At 70.6% G+C, this 18,440-nt stretch carries 16 protein-coding genes; 7 read left to right on the plus strand and 9 right to left on the minus strand.

Going from position 1 to position 18,440, the window contains the following annotated elements:
* Nucleotides 1-8: 8 nt before the first annotated feature.
* Nucleotides 9-1,112, minus strand: a complete 1,104-nt coding sequence (locus MXD64_RS15665) for an epoxide hydrolase family protein (protein WP_263136769.1) — start codon at nt 1,110-1,112, stop codon at nt 9-11.
* 216 nt (nt 1,113-1,328) lie between these two features.
* On the opposite strand from MXD64_RS15665, the gene MXD64_RS15670 reads away from it, so the two are divergent.
* Nucleotides 1,329-2,021 carry an HAD family hydrolase gene (locus MXD64_RS15670; RefSeq protein WP_263136770.1) on the plus strand — a complete coding sequence of 231 codons (693 nt, stop codon included), beginning with the start codon at nt 1,329-1,331 and terminating at the stop codon, nt 2,019-2,021.
* A 79-nt stretch (nt 2,022-2,100) separates the two neighbouring features.
* Here MXD64_RS15670 and MXD64_RS15675 read toward each other — a convergent pair whose 3' ends face one another.
* The 4 genes from MXD64_RS15675 to MXD64_RS15690 all read right to left on the minus strand — a co-directional run bounded on the left by MXD64_RS15675 (nt 2,101) and on the right by MXD64_RS15690 (nt 6,302).
* Entirely contained in the window at nt 2,101-3,246 is a 1,146-nt protein-coding gene (locus MXD64_RS15675) for a TIGR03364 family FAD-dependent oxidoreductase (RefSeq protein WP_263136771.1), read from the minus strand.
* Nucleotides 3,247-3,544: 298 nt separating this feature from the next.
* Complete coding sequence (locus MXD64_RS15680; RefSeq protein ID WP_017888036.1) at nt 3,545-4,039, minus strand: HNH endonuclease; 495 nt, start codon at nt 4,037-4,039, stop codon at nt 3,545-3,547.
* A gap of 353 nt (nt 4,040-4,392) precedes the next feature.
* On the minus strand, nt 4,393-5,364 hold the full coding sequence (locus MXD64_RS15685; protein ID WP_263136772.1) for a C40 family peptidase: 972 nt from the start codon (nt 5,362-5,364) through the stop codon (nt 4,393-4,395).
* A gap of 242 nt (nt 5,365-5,606) precedes the next feature.
* A complete protein-coding gene (locus tag MXD64_RS15690) occupies nt 5,607-6,302 on the minus strand; it encodes a metal-dependent transcriptional regulator (protein WP_017888038.1) in 696 nt (231 codons plus the stop codon).
* Between the two features lie 184 nt (nt 6,303-6,486).
* On the opposite strand from MXD64_RS15690, the gene serC reads away from it, so the two are divergent.
* Entirely contained in the window at nt 6,487-7,602 is a 1,116-nt protein-coding gene (serC, locus tag MXD64_RS15695; RefSeq protein ID WP_056071769.1) for a phosphoserine transaminase, read from the plus strand.
* 87 nt (nt 7,603-7,689) lie between these two features.
* Here serC and MXD64_RS15700 read toward each other — a convergent pair whose 3' ends face one another.
* Nucleotides 7,690-8,538, minus strand: coding sequence for a DUF3027 domain-containing protein (locus MXD64_RS15700; RefSeq protein ID WP_263136773.1), 849 nt, complete (start codon nt 8,536-8,538; stop codon nt 7,690-7,692).
* Between the two features lie 4 nt (nt 8,539-8,542).
* Nucleotides 8,543-8,920, minus strand: coding sequence for a cold-shock protein (locus MXD64_RS15705; RefSeq protein WP_017888041.1), 378 nt, complete (start codon nt 8,918-8,920; stop codon nt 8,543-8,545).
* Nucleotides 8,921-8,975: 55 nt separating this feature from the next.
* Between MXD64_RS15705 and MXD64_RS15710 the strand changes: the two genes are divergently transcribed.
* From MXD64_RS15710 to MXD64_RS15730, 5 genes are all read left to right on the plus strand, one after another.
* Nucleotides 8,976-9,275 carry a hypothetical protein gene (locus tag MXD64_RS15710; protein WP_139179609.1) on the plus strand — a complete coding sequence of 100 codons (300 nt, stop codon included), beginning with the start codon at nt 8,976-8,978 and terminating at the stop codon, nt 9,273-9,275.
* Nucleotides 9,276-9,303: 28 nt separating this feature from the next.
* Nucleotides 9,304-11,070 carry a helicase-associated domain-containing protein gene (locus MXD64_RS15715; protein WP_194590047.1) on the plus strand — a complete coding sequence of 589 codons (1,767 nt, stop codon included), beginning with the start codon at nt 9,304-9,306 and terminating at the stop codon, nt 11,068-11,070.
* Nucleotides 11,071-11,118: 48 nt separating this feature from the next.
* Entirely contained in the window at nt 11,119-12,816 is a 1,698-nt protein-coding gene (locus MXD64_RS15720) for a DNA repair helicase XPB (RefSeq protein WP_017888044.1), read from the plus strand.
* A 51-nt stretch (nt 12,817-12,867) separates the two neighbouring features.
* Entirely contained in the window at nt 12,868-13,563 is a 696-nt protein-coding gene (locus MXD64_RS15725) for a response regulator transcription factor (protein WP_017888045.1), read from the plus strand.
* A 79-nt stretch (nt 13,564-13,642) separates the two neighbouring features.
* Nucleotides 13,643-15,340, plus strand: coding sequence for a sensor histidine kinase (locus MXD64_RS15730; RefSeq protein WP_031260211.1), 1,698 nt, complete (start codon nt 13,643-13,645; stop codon nt 15,338-15,340).
* A gap of 191 nt (nt 15,341-15,531) precedes the next feature.
* Here the strand turns inward: MXD64_RS15730 and MXD64_RS15735 are convergent, their stop codons facing one another.
* Together MXD64_RS15735 and groL are read right to left on the minus strand one after the other, a co-directional pair.
* A complete protein-coding gene (locus MXD64_RS15735) occupies nt 15,532-16,428 on the minus strand; it encodes a hypothetical protein (RefSeq protein ID WP_152427318.1) in 897 nt (298 codons plus the stop codon).
* A 322-nt stretch (nt 16,429-16,750) separates the two neighbouring features.
* Nucleotides 16,751-18,373, minus strand: a complete 1,623-nt coding sequence (gene groL, locus MXD64_RS15740) for a chaperonin GroEL (protein ID WP_056071779.1) — start codon at nt 18,371-18,373, stop codon at nt 16,751-16,753.
* Nucleotides 18,374-18,440: the final 67 nt, after the last annotated feature.

Below are 18,440 nucleotides of genomic sequence, written 5' to 3' on the forward strand. Positions count from 1 at the left end.
CGTCCACTCTAGCGGCGGAAGGGCCCCAGGAACGCGTGCAGTTCGTCGACGAACAGGTCGGGCTGCTCGAACGGCGCGAAGTGCCCGCCGCGGTCGAGTTCGTGGTGGAACACGAGGTTCGTGGTCCGCTCGAGCCACTCGCGCGGCGCCCGCACCAGGTCGCCGGGGAAGATCGAGAACCCGGACGGCACCTCGACCCGTCGCTCCAGCTGCTCCGCAGGGATCGCGGCGTTCGCGTGGTACATCCGCATCGCCGAGCCGATCGTGGCGGTGGCCCAGTACTCGGTGAGCAGCGCCAGGACCTCGTCGCGCGTGTAGACCGGCCACAGGTCGCCGTCGCAGTCGCTCCACGCCCGGAGCTTCTCGACGATCCAGGCGGCCAGCCCAGCGGGTGAGTCGTTCAGCCCGACCGCTGCGGTCTGCGGCTTCGTCCGGTGCAGCATCGCGTAGGCGCCCTCGGCGGTGCGCCAGCGGTCGGTCGCGGCGACGAACTCCCGTTCGGCGGCGGACAGCGTCGACGGGTCGAGCCCCGGCCAGGCGAGCCCGCCGTCGATGCGGTGCACGGCGACGACCCGGTCGGGGTGGTCGAGTGCCAGGTACCGGGCGACGTGTGTGCCGATGTCGCCACCGGAGACCGCGAACCGCTCGTACCCGAGATCCGTCATCAGTGTCGCCCACATGCCGGCCACCTGCCGGGCGTCGAGCACCTGCGGCGGCGCATCCGAGAAGCCGTACCCGGGCATGTCCGGCACGACGACGTCGTACCCGGCGTCGACGAGCATCGGCAGCACCTTCCGGTACCGCCAGCCGGAGTCCGGCCAGCCGTGCGCGAGCAGGACCGGCAGCGCGTCCGGCTGTGCGGCCCGGGCGTGCAGCACGTGGATTCCGACGCCGTCCACGACGGCACGACGCGAGGGCAGCGCCTCGAGCGCGGCACGGTGCGCGTCGAAGTCGAAGCCGTCGGCCCAGTACTCGACGAGTGGCCGCAGGACGTCGTAGTCGGCACCGAGCGACCAGCCGACCCCGGCGGGCGCGTCCGGCCAGCGCGTGGCACGCAGCCGAGCGCGCAGGTCGTCGATGGTCGCGTCGTCGATGTGCGGTGTCTCGCCCATGCGGCCGACGCTACGCGGCGCCACCGACGCAGATCGGCGAACGGGGACCGGAGCCGCTCCCCCTGGCGGACCGGCTGCATGTCCGCACAGGCCGTGACGAGCCTCCTGGCGGCGTTCACCTGGCGGACACCCGCGCATCGTCTGCCCGCCATGGGGTGCGTCGACGCTGGTCGGACCGCGCCGGTCCCGGCGTGGCGGCACGTACCCAGGAGTCCCATGATCTCGCTCGTCTGCCTCGACATGGCAGGAACCACCGTCGACGACGGTGGCGTCGTGCTCGACGCCTTCCGCACCGCGCTCACCGACGTCGGCCTCGAGCGTGGGAGCGCCGAGCACGACCATGCCGTGCAGTACGCCGTCGACACCATGGGCCAGTCGAAGATCGCCGTCTTCACGGCGCTCTTCGACGGGGACGGCGTCCGCGCCGCAGCGGCGAACACCGCGTTCGAACGCGCCTACGCACGCACCCTCGACCGGGGCGTGCGGCCGGTGGACGGCGCCGTCGAGACGCTCGTCGCCCTCCGCGCAGCGGGGCGACGGATCGCGCTGACCACCGGGTTCTCGCCCACGACGCGCGACGCGGTGCTCGACCTGCTCGGCTGGCGGCCGCTGATCGACCTCGCGCTCTCCCCCGCCGACGCCGGACGCGGGCGCCCGTACCCGGACATGGTGCTCACCGCCGTGCTCCGGACCGGCACCGACGACGTCCGTGCCGTGGCGGTCGTCGGGGACACCGTCGCCGACCTGCTCACCGGGCACCGCGCCGGCGCCTCCGTCGTGGCGGGCGTGCGGACCGGGACGCACCAGGACGCGGACTTCGCGACGGTCGAGCACACCCACGTCCTCGACTCGGTCGCCGAGCTGCCGTCGGTGCTCGCCGAGGTCGACGAGGCTGTGGCCGTGGTGTGACGACCGCGCCGGTGCCAGAGGCCGCCGGGGTCGCAGCGTTGGCCGGCCTGGTCGGCGGCTGCGCGACTGACGGTCCCCCTCAGCCGAGGACCGCCGGGGCGATGCCGAGGCCGGTCGTCATGCCGATGCCCGTGGTGACCGTCACGACGTCGACGCCGGGCAGCGGCTGGTCGATGAGGAACTCCCGCCCCGGCGCCGAGGCGTAGACGCCCTGCCACCGGTCGACCACGGAGACCGGCGCACCGAACAGGCGCTCGGTCTCGGTGACGAGCAGCCGGAAGCCGTCCTCGTCCTGGAACGGCGGTGCGTCGACCCCGCGCTCGTGGGTGTCGCCGACGATGACGCTGCCGTCCGGCGGCGACGTGTACATCTGGTTGAGGTCCCAGCGGACCCCCTCGGGCAGGTCGGCGGCGAGCCGGTCCCGCAGGGCTCCCGCTCCGGGCATCGCGGCGAACCCCGAGTAGCGCAGCAGCGACCACCCGGTCAGCAGCGGTGTGGCGAGCGGGAAGGCGAGCGGGATCGTCGCACGCAGCATGTGGAGCCGGCAGCGGACCAGGCCGATCGACTCGGCGAGCTCCGGGAAGAGCTGGTCGAGGTCGTGGTTGGTGCAGACGACGACCCTGGTCCCCTCGACGACGCCGCGACCGGTGCGGACGGCGCCGGCGGCGACCTCGAGCACGGGGGTGCGCCAGAGGAAGGTGACCCCCTGCTCGGCGAGCCAGCGCGCGATCGCGGGTGCTGCCTCCCGGGGGTCGACCTGCAGGTCGTGCGCCAGGTGCGCGCCGCCCAGGGCGGTGTCCGGGTCGACCGGCACGGCCGCGGCGATCTCGGCCGCGTCGGCCAGCCGCACCTCCGCGCCCGAGTCGCGGTACTCCTCGAGCACCGCCATCTCCTCGGGGCGACGGGCGACGACGTGGGCACCGCGTTCCCGAGCCGTGAAGCCGGCGAGCTGCGCGAGTGTGAGCCAGCGGCGGCGTGCCTCCTGGGCGTACCCGGCTGCCTCGCCGCTCTGCGGGGTGACGCAGGCGTGGCCGAAGTTCCGGACGCTCGCCCCGACGACCGCACCCGCACGGTCGACCACCGCGACCCGGGCGCCCTGCCGGAGTGCCTCGTACGCCATGCCGAGTCCCACGATGCCCGCGCCGACCACGACGACGTCGTACCGTTCGGTCAGCGGCTGGTGGTCCGTCTCGGTGTCGAGTGCGGTGCGTGCGGAGCGGGGCATGGAGACCTTTCGGGCAGTGCGGGACGCCGGTCCGGTGCGGACGTCGCAACTGTCGCAGGCAACCGGTGGGGCGGGGTTCCGTCCCGGTGCACACGGCGTGGACGGCAGGTGAAATCGATCGGCACCTGTCCGGACAGCCCGGCCGGGTCAGGTGGTCTCGGTGCCGCCCGGCGTGGCGCGGCGGTCCCGTCGACTGCGGAGCCGCGTGCCCTGCACGCGCGTCAGGGCGGACTGGAGGCCCGTGGCGGCGTCGCCACGGGCCTCCAGTCCGTCTCGTGGTGCCTCCTACCGACGGCCGCTACGCGGCCACGAGGTACTCGTCCCACTCCGCCTGCGGGCGCTCGATGCCACGCACGACCCACGAGGACCCGTGCGGCACCTTCGGCGGGAACCGGAGGCGCCACCCCATCTCCTGCGGGGTGCGGTCGCCCTTGGTGTTGTTGCAGGTCAGGCAGCAGGCGACCAGGTTCTCCCACGAATCCTGCCCACCGCGCGACCGCGGGTGCACGTGGTCGATGGTGGTGGCGTGCCGGCCGCAGTAGGCACAGTGGTTGCCGTCGCGACGCAGGACGCCGCGACGGGACACGGGCACGAGCCGGGAGTGCGGGATGCGGACGTAGCGGGTGAGGATGATGACCGTCGGACGTTCGTAGCTCGACGTCGACCCGGTGACCGGGTGTTCGACGTCGGCCGCGACGACGGCGGCCTTCTGGTTCATGACCAGCACGAGGGCTCGTCGGAACGAGATCACCGCGAGGGGCTCGTAACCGGCGTTGAGGACGAGAGTGCGCATGGGTTCCCTTCCGACGTGCCTGGACGGCTTCCAGGCGCTGCGGGTGCGTCGGACCGACGACGCGGAACGGGTGAACACGGCCTGTTCACACCCCTGGAACCACGAAGAGCACCACCCGGATGGGCAGTGCTCTCGTCATGCAGGGGCGTGCTCGTGCACGCAGGCTGTGCTCGACCATATGTCGACACGCGCGCGCCGACCCATGGTGCGGGTCGTGCGGAACGTCGACATGAGGGTCTCCTGTTCGCGCCGGTGCGGACCGGTGCAGCGTCAGGTTAACCAGAAACCGGCCCGGCACGAGGGTGTGCGGGCCGGTTCTGGAGAAGTTCACACTCCCCCGGGGGCAGTGTTCGCTAGATGCCGAAGCGGACGATGTGGTAGTCGCTCGTCCAGATCGGGCGGATGGACACCGCGCCACCGGGCTTCGGGGCGTCCATGATCATGCCGTTGCCCATGTAGAAGCCGTCGTGCGCCTCGTTGTTGAAGATGACGACGTCGCCGGGCTGCGCCTCGGACTCGGGGATCGTGGTGCCGGCCTGGTCCTGCAGCGGCACCGAGTGCGCCAGGTTGATGCCGTACTGGGCGTAGACGAACATGATGAAGCCGGAGCAGTCGAAGCCCGAGGGGTCAGCGCCGCCGACGACGTACGGGGTGCCGATGTACTGCTTGGCGGTGTTGACCACGGCCGGCAGCGAGAACGGGGTGTTCGCCGCCGACGAGCTGGCTGCGTACTCCGCCGCGGACGGCCCGGTGTACGAGGCGTACTGCTTCGCGGTCGCGGCGCGGGCGGCCTGCGTCTCCTTCGCCTGAGCTGCGGCCTGCTTCGCTGCAGCGGCCTGGTCGGCGGCTGCCTGCGCGGCAGCCTTCTCGGCGTTGAGCGTCGCGGTGGAGGTGGCGCCGTAGCCGTCACGGCTCGTGTCCGCCAGCGCCACGGCGTCGGACACCGACAGCTCCTGGCTCTGCGTGGCGCGGACCTGACGCTGGGCGTCCGCGGCGACGGTCGAGTTGCTGGCGGACGTCGCGGCGAAGGCCGGAGCGACCGCGACCGTCCCGAACATGCCGGCGGCGACGGTGAGGACGACGGGCGCGAGGAACTTGCGCTTCCGCGACACCGAGCTGGCCTTCGCGGTGCTCGCGGCGGCGGCGGCCTGCGCGGCACGACGACCGCCGGGCAGCGGAGCGGAGCGCACCGGCACGACCTTGCGGACGGCTCGGCCCTCGGTTTCGCGCACGGCCCGCCGGGTGAGCGGGGCGGTGGTGGCGTTCTCGGTGTTCGTCGGGTTCGCGGGCGTCTGGTCGTCCGTGGCGGTACCGGTCTGCGTCAAGAGGTGTGTCTCCAACGTCTCGTCATCACGCCGCCGTGGGTGTCCGGCGGTGTGCAACCCCATCCGTTCGTCATCGTTTCCGATCGAGGCAGGAGACGGGTTCGAGACGTCCTGCCACGGGTCTCCGGCTCAGGGGCAGCACGGCGACTCGGACGAGTGTACGGAGGCGTCGTTACCGTGTCGAGACAAAACGCCCCGAGGTAACGAATCGGTAAAGACTCTCAGGGACGACCCCGGAGGGGTCAGTCGCGCTCGATGTAGACGTGCTGGGCAACCTCGATGGGGAGCTCGATGCCCGAGTCTTCGCCCTCGACACGGACCGCCACGTAGGCCCCCGCACGCTGCACACTGCCGACCCGGCCGGGCATGACACCCGCTGTCCGGAGCTGGTGCAGGAGTTCCGGCTCGAACTGCACGGGCTCGCCCAGTCGTCGGATGACGCCGGTCGCGACGGCGTCGGTGCCCTCGGTCGCGGCGACGATGTTCTGGACGCCGTCGAGGAACCCGGCGGCCGCGGGGCCACCGATCTCGGCCAGCCCGGGGATCGGGTTGCCGTACGGCGACTCGGTCGGGTTGCCGAGCATCTCGAGCAGACGGACCTCGACCTGCTCGCTCATGACGTGTTCCCACCGGCATGCCTCGTCGTGCACGAAAGCCCAGTCGAGTCCGATGACGTCAGCCAGCAGGCGCTCGGCGAGACGGTGCTTGCGCATCACGTGGGTGGCGCGGGAACGGCCCTCGTCGGTGAGCTCCAGGTGCCGGTCACCGGAGACGACGACCAGGCCGTCGCGCTCCATGCGGGCGATGGTCTGGGAGACGGTCGGACCCGAGTGGCCGAGGCGCTCGGAGATGCGCGCGCGCAGCGGCACGATCGCCTCTTCCTCCAAGTCGAGGATGGTGCGAAGGTACATCTCCGTGGTGTCGACGAGATCGGTCACGGTCCGCCTCTCATGTCTGGGCCCAGCGCCGACCACACTACTTGTTCGCACCGACGAACACCGACCGGCGCCCGGGCACACGTGAGAAAGGGTCATCGGACGCGGTGAGCGGGTGCGCCGGACCCAACCCGTCCGGCCGGTACACGGGCGGGGGCATGCGGATCGGCGTCGGTAGGATCGGTGCATGGCAGACATCGTCATCCCGGCCGAACTCCTCCCCACCGACGGTCGCTTCGGCTGCGGTCCGTCGAAGATCCGCGGTGCACAGCTCGAGGCACTCGTGACGCGCGGCGCCACGGTCCTCGGCACCTCGCACCGCCAGAAGCCCGTGAAGGACCTGGTCGGCAGCGTCCGCTCCGGCCTCGCCGACCTGTTCCAGATCCCCGAGGGCTACGAGGTCGTCCTCGGCAACGGCGGCTCGACAGCGTTCTGGGACGCCGCCGCCTTCGGCCTCATCGAGCGTCGGGCCGAGAACCTGTCCTTCGGCGAGTTCGGGTCGAAGTTCGCCAAGGCCGCCGCAGCCCCGTGGCTCCAGGCTCCGCACGTCGTCGAAGCGCCGGGCGGCTCCCTCGCCGCACTCGAGCCGGTGGACGGCGTCGACGTCTACGCCTACCCGCACAACGAGACCTCGACGGGCGTCATGGCCCCGGTCGTCCGAGCGACCGGTGACGCCGGTGCCCTGACCGTCGTGGACGCGACCAGCGCCGCAGGTGGTGCCCTGTTCGACGTCAGCGCCACCGACGTCTACTACTTCGCGCCGCAGAAGAACTTCGCCTCTGACGGCGGGCTCTGGCTCGCACTGCTCTCCCCCGCGGCGATCGAGCGGATCGAGCGCATCGCCGCATCGGACCGGTACATCCCCGAGTTCCTGTCGCTGAAGAACGCGGTCGACAACTCGCGCCTGAACCAGACCCTGAACACCCCGGCGATCTCCACGCTGCTGCTCCTCGACGAGCAGGTCCGGTGGATGAACGAGTCCGGCGGTCTGGCGTGGGCGGACCTCCGCACGAAGACCTCGTCGTCGACGATCTACGACTGGGCCGAGGCGAGCGAGTACGCCACCCCGTTCGTCACCGACGCCGCTGCTCGGTCGCAGGTCGTCGCCACGATCGACCTCGACGACTCGATCGACGCCAAGGCCGTGGCTGCGACCCTGCGCGCCAACGGCATCGTCGACACCGAGCCGTACCGGAAGCTCGGCCGCAACCAGCTGCGCGTCGCGACGTTCACCGCGATCGACCCGGACGACGTCGCGAAGCTCGTGCGTGCGATCGACTTCACGGTCGACGCCCTGCGCTGACGCCGGGGACACCCGCCGGAACGCCGAACGGGCCCGGCACCACCAGATCGGTGGTGCCGGGCCCGTTCGTTCGTCGGTGCGGGTGCGTCAGGCGCGGTGGAAGTCCGGGTCGGCCTCGCCCGCGTCGAGCTGGTCCACCTCGAGGTCGGCGTCGGGCTCGACCGGCTGCACGCGGCGGGCACGGCGGCGGCGCGGCGACTGCGGAGCCTCATCCTCGTCGGCACCGTCGGCGCCGTCGGCGCCGTCGGAGGCGTCGGAGGCGTCGGAGGCGTCGGTGTCACTCACATCGGCGAGCGCATCGACGTCCACGCCCTCGATGTCGTCGTCGTCCGACTCGTCGAGGTCGTCCTCGTCGGCATCGAACTCGTCATCGTCGTCATCCGACTCGTCTTCGTCGTCCTCGTCGTCCTCGTCGTCCGAGTCGTCGTAGTCGTCGTCTTCGTCGTCGTCCGACTCGTCTTCGTCGTCGTCGAACTCGTCGTCGTCATCGTCATCGTCATCGTCATCGTCCGACTCGTCGTCCTCGTCCGACTCGCCGTCCTCTGCCTCGTGCTCCTGCGCGGCCCGGTACTCGGCCAGCCGCTCGGACCACGGAACCCACTCGGGTGCGACGAGCGCGCCGTCCCCGGGCATCAGCTCGACCTCGAGCACGGTGGGTTCGTCGTCGCCGATCTTCGCGACACTGACGGTCCAGCGCCACCCGGGGTACCCGGGCAGGCGGTTGGCGAACAGGACGGACACGACGCCGTCCCCTTCGTCCACGGTGCCGACGGGTGCGCCGACGGTCGACTCGGGGGTGACCTCGAGCAACGCCTCGCGCGCCAGGTCGGTGTAGTCGATGGACGCTGCGTCGATGGACGCTGCGTCGATGGACACGGCGTCGGTCGACGCTGCGTCGGGAGCCGTCTCGGCCCCTGCTGTCTCGGACTCGGTCATGGGGTCACGCCTCCAACTGGTCTGCGACGTGCCGCAGGATGGCGGCGATGCGATCGCCGTTCTTCGGGTAGCGGCCGTGGCGGAGGTCTCCGCTGATCCGGTCGAGTTCCTTCACCAGGTCCTCGACGATCACGGCCATGTCGTCCGCGGAGCGACGGGTCATCCGCGACAGCGACGGCTGGGGTTCGAGCAGCCGCACGGACAACGCCTGCGACCCCTTCTTGCCCTGGACGACGCCGTACTCGAGCCGCGTGCCGGCCTTGACGGTCACGACGCCGTCGGGCAACGAGGACGCGTGCAGGAACACCTGGTCGCCGTCGTCTCCGGTGATGAAGCCGAAGCCCTTGTCGTCGTCGTAGAACTTGACCTTGCCGGTGGGCATGCGTGGACTCCTCGAGGTCGTGGTACGGCCGTGGTGCGTCGGATATCCTGGGTCGATGGCCAATCCGACCCGATCAACCGGGAACCCGCAGGATTCCGCAGAACCCCCGCTGACGTTCAATCGTACCGAACGCGCTCTGGCGTTCATGATCGGTGGCATCTTCATCGCTGCCTTCCTCTGCATGGCGGCCATCATCGTCATGTGGCTGACCGCATCCAGTGCGCAGGCGTCGATGCCGTGGCCGGTGATCATGGCGATCCCGCTCATCGGCTTCCCGATCGGCATGGTGCTGGTCTTCACGCTCCTCGCCATCACCTGGACACGTCGCGCACGAGCGAACCGGACGGCTCGCTGACGTCCGCCCCGGACGCTGGCACCGGACGATGACGACCACCGCCGACCTCGCCGCCCGACTCCGGGCGATGCCGGACGACGCGCTCCAGCGCCTCGTCGCGGCGAGGCGACTCCCCACCGCTGCACTCGCCGAGACCGGCCCGCAGCGCATCACCGACTTCTTCGACCTCGCCGAGGCGCTCCGCGGCGACGACGCTGTGGACGCCGCCGTCGAGCACCTGCCGCGCGCCACGATCCTGGCGCTCCGCGACGGCGGTGCCGTCGACGCGCTCGGCCCCGCGGTCGAGCTCGGCCTGGCCGACCAGGACGGCGCCGTCGACGATGCGGTCGCCGCACGCGTGGCCGCCCACCCCGACCTCACCTCACTCGACGAACAGCCTGGAGGCCCGGAGCAGGTCCGCCTCGCTGCTCCCGTCCTCGACGCCGCGGCGCTCGAGCGTGCGCGCACCACGGGCGCGGAACAGGCGTTCGCGACGATGACCGTGCTCGCGGAGCTGCTGCGGGCGGTCGACGCCGGCGCGGTCCGCGAACTCGTCAAGGGCGGGATCGGCATGCCGCTCGCCCGGACCCTCGCGGAGCGCATCGGCACCGACGCCGAACTCGTCGCCGGTCGCCTGGCGCTGCTCGACGGCATCGGGTTCGCCGACCCCGACACCGGACGCTGGATCGTCACCGACGCCGGGCACGCCTGGTTGCTCGCCAGCTGGCCGGAGCGCTGGGTGTCGCTGGTGGCCGCGTGGTCGGACACCCTCCCGCCGGCCGTGCACGAAGTGCTCGCGCGGGCCGACGGCGACCTGCGCGACCTCGTACCGCTCGGACGCTGGGCCTACCCGGCCGGATCCCGCTGGCTCGACGCCCTGCTGCTCGACGTCGCCGGCACCGCGGCGTCGCTCGGCCTGGCCGTCGACGGTCTCGTCACGAGCACGGGCCGGGCGCTGTTCGACGGCGACGCCGAGCAGGCCGCCGACGACCTGCCGGGCACCGTCGAACGGGTCTACCTGCAGCACGACCTCACCGTCATCGCGCCGGGCCCCCTCGCGCCGGTGGACGACGACGCCCTGCGCACGGTCGCCGTGCTCGAGGCACCGGGGCTCGCGGCGCGGTACCGCATCTCCGAGGACACCCTGCGCACGGCGTTCCGGGCCGGACACTCCCGCGACGACCTGCTGGCGCTGCTCGGGCGACTGTCGGCCACCGGCATCCCGCAGCCCCTGGCCTACCTGATCGACCAGGTCGCCGGACGCGACGGCAGCATCGTCGTCGACCGGGGACCCGGCGGTGTCGGCACCGAGGTCCGAGGCACCCCCGACCAGCTCGACCTGATCGGGGTGGACGCCGAACTCCGGCAGCTCGCCTGGGACCGGCCCGACCTGACGACGCTGACCACGCGCTACCCGCCGCACGTCGTGCACAACGCACTCGAGGACCAGCGCTACCCGGCCGTCCTGACGACCGCAGCCCGTCCCGAGGCGCACCACGGGCCTCCCGGCCGGCGCAGCCCCACCGGACGCTCGCCGGAGCAGTCGGCGCACGCACTCGTCGAACGGCTCCGCCTGACGACCCGGCGCGGCGACGCGGAGCCGGAGCAGGAGTGGCTCGGCCGGCAGATCGACCTGGCCGTCCGCGGGCGCACGCCGATCCGCGTGACCGTCCGGATGCCGGACGGCTCGGAGCGACCGTTCTCGATCGTGCCGACGTCGGTCGCCGCCGGACGCGTCCGCGGGCGGGACACCGCCGTCGACGTCGAGCGCACGCTGCCGCTGTCGCTCGTCGTGTCGGTCGAGAGCGACGCCTGAGCCGTGCGGTCACCAGTACGCAGGCGCTGACGGCTAGGCTGGCAGGTCATGAACGGACCGCTGATCGTGCAGAGCGACCGCACCGTGCTCCTCGAGGTCGCGCACCCCGACGCCGAGGACGCACGCCACGAGCTCGCGGCCTTCGCCGAGCTCGAACGCGCTCCCGAGCACGTGCACACCTACCGGATCACCCGACTCGGACTCTGGAACGCGCGCGCCGCGGGCCACGACGCCGAGGCGATGATCGACACCCTGGAACGCTTCGCGAAGTTCCCTGTGCCGCAGAGCGTCACGGTCGACATCCGCGACACGGTCTCGCGCTACGGACGACTCGTGATCCGTCGCGAGGAACGCCCCGACGCGCCCGTGATCGCGAACTCCCCCGCCGAGGAACTCGAGCGGCTGCCGCTCCTGCTGCTCACCGCCGAGGACCCGTCGGTGCTCGCCGAGGTCATCCGGTCGAAGCGGATCAAGCCGCTGCTCGGTGACATGCGGTCCTCGACCGAGGTCGAACTGCAGCCGTGGGCGCGTGGGCAGATCAAGCAGGAACTCGTGAAGCTCGGCTGGCCGGCCGAGGACCTGGCGGGCTACACCCCGGGCCAGCCGCACCCGATCGACCTGGACACCGCCGAGTGGCACATGCGGCCGTACCAGGAGCAGGCGGTCGACACGTTCTTCGCCCAGGGCTCCGGCGTCGTCGTGCTGCCCTGCGGTGCGGGCAAGACGCTCGTCGGCGCCGGTGCGATGGCGACCGTCAAGGCGACGACGCTCATCCTGGTCACCAACACCGTCTCGGCGCGGCAGTGGCGCACCGAGCTCCTGAAGCGCACGACCCTGACGCCGGAGGACATCGGCGAGTACTCGGGCAGCGTCAAGGAGATCCGGCCGGTCACGATCGCGACGTACCAGATCCTCACCGCCCGTCGGAAGGGCGAGTACACGCACCTGTCGCTCCTCGATGCCCTGGACTGGGGCCTCATCGTCTACGACGAGGTGCACCTGCTCCCCGCTCCGGTGTTCAAGCTGACCGCCGACCTGCAGGCCCGCCGACGCCTCGGCCTCACCGCCACGCTCGTGCGCGAGGACGGCCGCGAGGGCGACGTCTTCTCGCTCATCGGGCCGAAGCGCTACGACGCCCCGTGGAAGGAGATCGAGGCGCAGGGCTACATCTCGCCGGCCTCCTGCTACGAGGTCCGCATCGACCTGCCGCACCAGGACCGCCTGGAGTACGCGGCGTCGAGCGACGACGAGCGCTACCGGCTCGCCGCGACGTCGCCGGCGAAGACCCCGGTGGTGCGGGAACTCATCGAGAAGCACCGCGGTGAGCAGATCCTGGTGATCGGGCAGTACATCGACCAGCTCGACGAACTGGCCGCGTCGCTCGACGCGGCGGAGATCACCGGAGCGACCCCGGTCGACGAACGGGAGCGGCTGTACGACGCGTTCCGGTCCGGCGAGGTCGATGTGCTCGTCGTGTCCAAGGTCGCGAACTTCTCGATCGACCTGCCCGACGCGACCGTCGCGATCCAGGTGTCCGGCTCGTTCGGGTCCCGGCAGGAAGAGGCGCAGCGGCTCGGCCGACTCCTCCGACCGAACAAGGACGGCCTGCCCGCGTCGTTCTACACGCTCGTGGCCCGCGACACCGTCGACCAGGACTTCGCGCAGAACCGGCAGCGGTTCCTGGCGGAGCAGGGGTACTCCTACACGATCCTCGACGCCGACCAGGTCCAGACGCCCGTGGGCTGACGTACGAACCGCTCTCAGGAAACCCCGAGGGAACAGTCAGAAGATAAGACCATGAGCGATGGCCCCAAGATCCTGATCGTCGACGACGAGCCGAACATCCGTGACCTCCTGACGACCTCGTTGCGCTTCGCCGGCTTCGCCGTGCGTGCGGTGGGCAACGGAGCACAGGCGATCTCCGCCGTGCTGGAAGAAGAGCCGGACCTCATCATCCTCGACGTGATGCTGCCCGACATGAACGGCTTCGGTGTGACCAAGCGCCTGCGTTCCTCGGGCTACACCTCGCCGATCCTGTTCCTGACGGCGAAGGACGACACCGAGGACAAGATCACCGGCCTCACCGTCGGTGGTGACGACTACGTCACCAAGCCGTTCTCGCTCGACGAGATCGTCGCCCGCATCAAGGCCATCCTCCGTCGCACCATGAACGACGAGGAAGACGCGATCATCCGCGCCGGTGAGCTCACGATGGACCAGGACACGCACGAGGTCACGATCGGTGACGCGCAGATCGAGCTCTCCCCCACCGAGTTCAAGCTGCTCCGCTACCTCATGCTCAACCCGAACCGCGTGCTGTCGAAGGCGCAGATCCTCGACCACGTGTGGGAGTACGACTTCAACGGCGACGCGGGCATCGTCGAGAGCTACATCTCGTACCTGCGCCGCAAGCTCGACCAGTACTCCGCCGAGCCGATCATCCAGACCAAGCGCGGCTTCGGCTACATGCTGAAGGCGTCCAAGGCTTCCTAGGGGCCAGGGCCCCTCGGGGCTCGACTTCACGGCGGCCGTCCGGTTTCACCGGGCGGCCGCTGTCTATCGTTGAGGCAGCATGCACACGCGAATGAACCACTGGTGGGACGGGATCTCCCTGCGCACCAAGATCACCGGGATCACGGTGCTCCTCGTCGCGCTCGGACTGCTCGTCGCCGGACTCGGCACGATGACGGTGCTGTCCACCTACCTCATGCAGCAGCTCGACAACACGGTCAAGCAGACGACCGAGCAGCTCGAGGGCCAGAACATCAGTGACGGCGAGCAGTACTGCAAGCTGTCCGTCGTGGTGTCGCAGAGCGCCTACGTCGCCGCGTACGACGCCGACGGCGACCGGATCTGCCAGACGAAGGCGTCGAGTCGGCCCGACGTCCGCGAAGCCACCCTGGTGCAGGCCGCGCAGTCGAACCAGCGCATCTCGCTCTACGACAGCCAGCACGACCACGAGTGGCGTGCCCAGATCATCCCGGCGTCGCTGCAGAACCAGTCCGACGGCACCACCGAGACCGGCTACGTGCTCATCGCGGTCTCCAGTGCCGGCACCGACGAGACGATCGGCAAGTTCACCGCGATCTTCCTCGGGTTCGGCGCCTCGGTCATCCTGCTCGGCGCCATGCTCACCCGGCTGCTCGTCACCGCGACCTTCGACCCGCTGCGCGACGTCGAGGACACCGCGGCCCGGTTCGCCGCGGGTGACTTCAACCAGCGCCTCGAAGCCGACACCCCGAACACCGAGGTCGGCCGGCTCAACCGCTCCCTCAACGTGATGCTCGAGCGGATCGACTCCGCGTTCGAGGACCGTGAGCGCACCATCGACCAGATGCGCCGGTTCGTCGGGGACGCCTCCCACGAGCTCCGCACCCCGCTGGTGTCCCTGCGCGGGTACGCCGAGCTGTACCGGATGGGTGCCCTCCGCAAGGAAGAAGACGTCGCCCAGGCGATGGAGCGCATCGAGAAGGAAGCGCAGCGGATGGGCCTGCTCGTGCAGGACCTGCTGCAGCTCGCCCGCATCGACGAGTCCAAGCCGCTCGAGCTCGGCCCCGTCGACCTCGTCGCCATCGCCCGCGACTCGGCGCTCGACACCATGGCCTCCAACCCCGACCGCGAGATCCAGGTCCTCGTCGAGGACTCCCTGACCGGCGAGAGCGTGCCGCAGGCCGTCCGTCCGTCGTCGTCCCCGTCGTCCGTCGTCTCTCCGGACACCGGCGAGGCACCGCCCGTGTCGCCGACCTCGGCGAACACCACGGGCCCGATCGCGTTCTCGCGCCAGACCATCGCGCGCCTCCGAGCCCGCCGCACGCGCGCGATGAACATCGACGCCGGCGCCACACCGACCGACGAGACCACGCCGCTGCCCACGGTCGTGCTGCCGAAGCGCCCGCCGATCGTCCTGGCAGAGGAGAACAAGATCCGCCAGATCGTCACGAACCTGATGGGCAACGCCATGCGGTTCACGGCGCACGACGACCCGATCGAGATCGGCATCGGCGTGGACGACGAGCGCGGCATGGCGCACCTCGACGTGATCGACCACGGTGAGGGGATCCCGCCGCAGCTGCGCGAGAAGATCTTCCAGCGCTTCTGGCGTGCCGACACCTCGCGCGCACGCGACACCGGTGGCTCGGGTCTCGGACTCGCCATCGTGTCCGGGATCGTCGCGGCGCACCACGGCTCGGTCGAGGTCTTCGACACCGAGGGCGGCGGCGCGACCTTCCGCGTCTGGCTCCCCCTGCTCCCCCGCGACTTCGCCGCCTGACCGCCTGACCGGCGAGGGCCGTGCGTCCCGCGGCGTCCCGGCTGGTCACAACACCCCGTTCACGGCCGCCGAGTGGTCACGATCTGTCGTCTGCGCACTCGCTGACCGACAGTTCGTGACCGACCGGCGCACAGCCGACGACATGTCGTGACCGCCCGACGAAGTACTCGTCCGCGTGGCACATGCCGCTCTCACGCCGAGCGCCGACGGTTTCCGACCGCACGGACCTCGAACGCCTGCCGGAGCCGCTCGAACAACACTGCGGGCCGGTGGGCGTCCGACGCCGTTGCATGGATCACGAGCCAGTCGTTCACCACGAACCCGTTGTCCCGTCGTTGATCGTGTCGGAAGGTGTCACGCTCGCGGTGGTGATCGCCGTCGTACTCCAACGCGATGCCGAACTCCGGCCACGCCATGTCGACGCGGCCGAGGAACCGTCCCGCACCGTCGTGCACGTCGACGTTCAGCTCCGGCTCGGGGAACCCCGCTTCGACCACTGCCAGACGGAGCCAGGTCTCCTGCGGCGACTCCGCCCCGGCCCGGACGAGTTCCAGCGCGCGCCGAGCAGCGAGCGCGAAGCGTGTGCCGGGACGGATCGCAGCACGGAGGTCGTCCGCAGTCGCGAGACCCGACACTCCGACGAGGTGGTCCCCGATCGCGACCAGGCCGTCACGGTCCACGACACCGGCGCACTCGAACCACATCTGCGCGGGCGAACTGACCCGGCGCTCGCGGTGTTCGACGACGGTCGGCCGACGGATGCGGTGCGCGATCACGTCCGGCCGACGCATCCGGACCCCGTCTCCCACAGTGGAGACGTGCACGGTCCGGAGCGATTGCACCGACTGCGGCAGTGGCGCACCCCAGATCGCAGCGGCGGTCGTGTGACTGAAGAACTGGTCGGGACGCATGACCAGGGCGACGGCGTCGATGAAGTCCACCGAGTCGATCGGAGCGCGGACACCGTGGACCGGGGCTGCCAGGTCGGCACGTCGGAGTCGTTCCGGATGAATGCCACCACCCACGGCATCGGCCACGCGGAAGGTGGATCGGTCGAACGGAGCGGGGAGGCGACGGGCAGCTGGCATGCCGTCATGGTCGCTGCAGGGCACGCGAGCCGACCACCTGCGCTCGGAACCTGTGGAGAACGAGGTGAGTCGGGCCTCCTGTGCGGGAGTGGTGAGGCGCGACACGAGCAAGCCGCATCCACGAGCCGGTCATGACTCCCCGCTCCTGCGCCGCCGGACGGTCACGAAGTGTCGACGGGAAGCGGCCAAACCGACGGTTCATGACCGCGCCGCGAGCCTGAGCGGGGTGTCGTGACCAACAGACCCACTCGCACCCCCACCCACCCGCACACACAGAAGGGCCCCACACGCGCAGCGTGCGGGGCCCTTCTGTCAGGCGGACTTAGAAGTCCATGCCACCCGTCGGGTCGCCAGCCGGAGCAGCGGGGGTGCGCTCGGGCTTCTCGGCGACGACGACCTCGGTGGTCAGGAACAGACCGGCGATCGACGCAGCGTTCTGCAGCGCCGAACGCGTGACCTTGGCGGGGTCGATGATGCCGGCGGCGATCAGGTCGACGTACTCGCCGGTCGCGGCGTTGAGGCCCCAACCCGACTCGAGCTCGCGGACCTTGGCGGCGACGACGCCCGGCTCGAGACCGGCGTTCAGCGCGATCTGCTTGAGCGGCGCGTCGATGGCCACGCGGACGATGTTCGCACCGGTCGCCTCGTCACCCTCGAGCTGGAGGGCCTCGAGTGCGACGGCACCGGCCTGGATGAGGGCGACGCCACCACCGGCGACGATGCCCTCTTCGACGGCAGCCTTCGCGTTGCGGACGGCGTCCTCGATGCGGTGCTTGCGCTCCTTGAGCTCGACCTCGGTCGCGGCACCCGCCTTGATGACGGCGACGCCACCGGCGAGCTTCGCGAGGCGCTCCTGGAGCTTCTCGCGGTCGTAGTCGGAGTCGGTCGCCTCGATCTCGGCACGGATCTGGCGGACACGGCCGGCGATCTGCTCGGCGTCGCCGGCACCCTCGACGATCGTGGTCTCGTCCTTGGTGATGACGACCTTGCGGGCACGACCGAGCAGGTCGAGCGTCGCGTTCTCGAGCTTGAGGCCGACCTCTTCCGAGATGACCTGGCCACCGGTCAGGATCGCGATGTCCTGCAGCATGGCCTTGCGGCGGTCGCCGAAGCCCGGAGCCTTGACGGCGACGGACTTGAAGATGCCGCGGATCTTGTTCACGACGAGCGTGGCCAGGGCCTCGCCGTCGACGTCCTCGGCGATGATCAGGAGCTGCTTGCCCGCCTGGATCACCTTGTCGACGACCGGCAGGAGGTCCTTGATGTTCGAGATCTTCGAGTTGACGATCAGGATGTAGGCGTCCTCGAAGACGGCTTCCTGACGCTCGGGGTCGGTGACGAAGTACTGCGACAGGTAACCCTTGTCGAAGCGCATGCCCTCGGTGAGCTCGAGCTCGGTGCCGAAGGTGTTCGACTCCTCGACGGTGACGACGCCTTCCTTGCCGACCTTGTCGATGGCCTCGGCGATGAGCGCGCCGATCGTCGGGTCAGCGGCCGAGATCGATGCGGTCGCGGCGATCTGGTCCTTGGTCTCGATGTCCTTCGCGTTGGCGAGGAGCTGGTCGGAGACGGCGGCGACGGCCTTCTCGATGCCGCGCTTGAGCGACACGGGGTCGGCACCGGCGGCGACGTTGCGCAGGCCTTCGCGGACGAGGGCCTGGGCGAGGACGGTCGCGGTGGTCGTTCCGTCACCGGCGACGTCGTCGGTCTTCTTGGCGACCTCCTTGACGAGCTCCGCACCGATCTTCTCGTACGGGTCGTCGAGTTCGATCTCCTTGGCGATGGAGACACCGTCGTTCGTGATCGTGGGGGCGCCCCACTTCTTCTCGAGGACGACGTTGCGGCCGCGCGGGCCGAGCGTCACCTTCACGGCGTCGGCCAGCTGGTTCAGGCCGCGCTCGAGGCCACGGCGGGCCTCCTCGTCGAAAGCAATGATCTTAGCCATGTGGTTTTTCGTCCCTCCCGGACGTCGTCTTGGGGGTCGTGCTGGCACTCAGCGTGAGCGAGTGCCA

This window comes from Curtobacterium sp. Arg-1, assembly GCF_025643395.1.
GTDB classification, from domain to species: Bacteria; Actinomycetota; Actinomycetes; order Actinomycetales; family Microbacteriaceae; genus Curtobacterium; species Curtobacterium poinsettiae.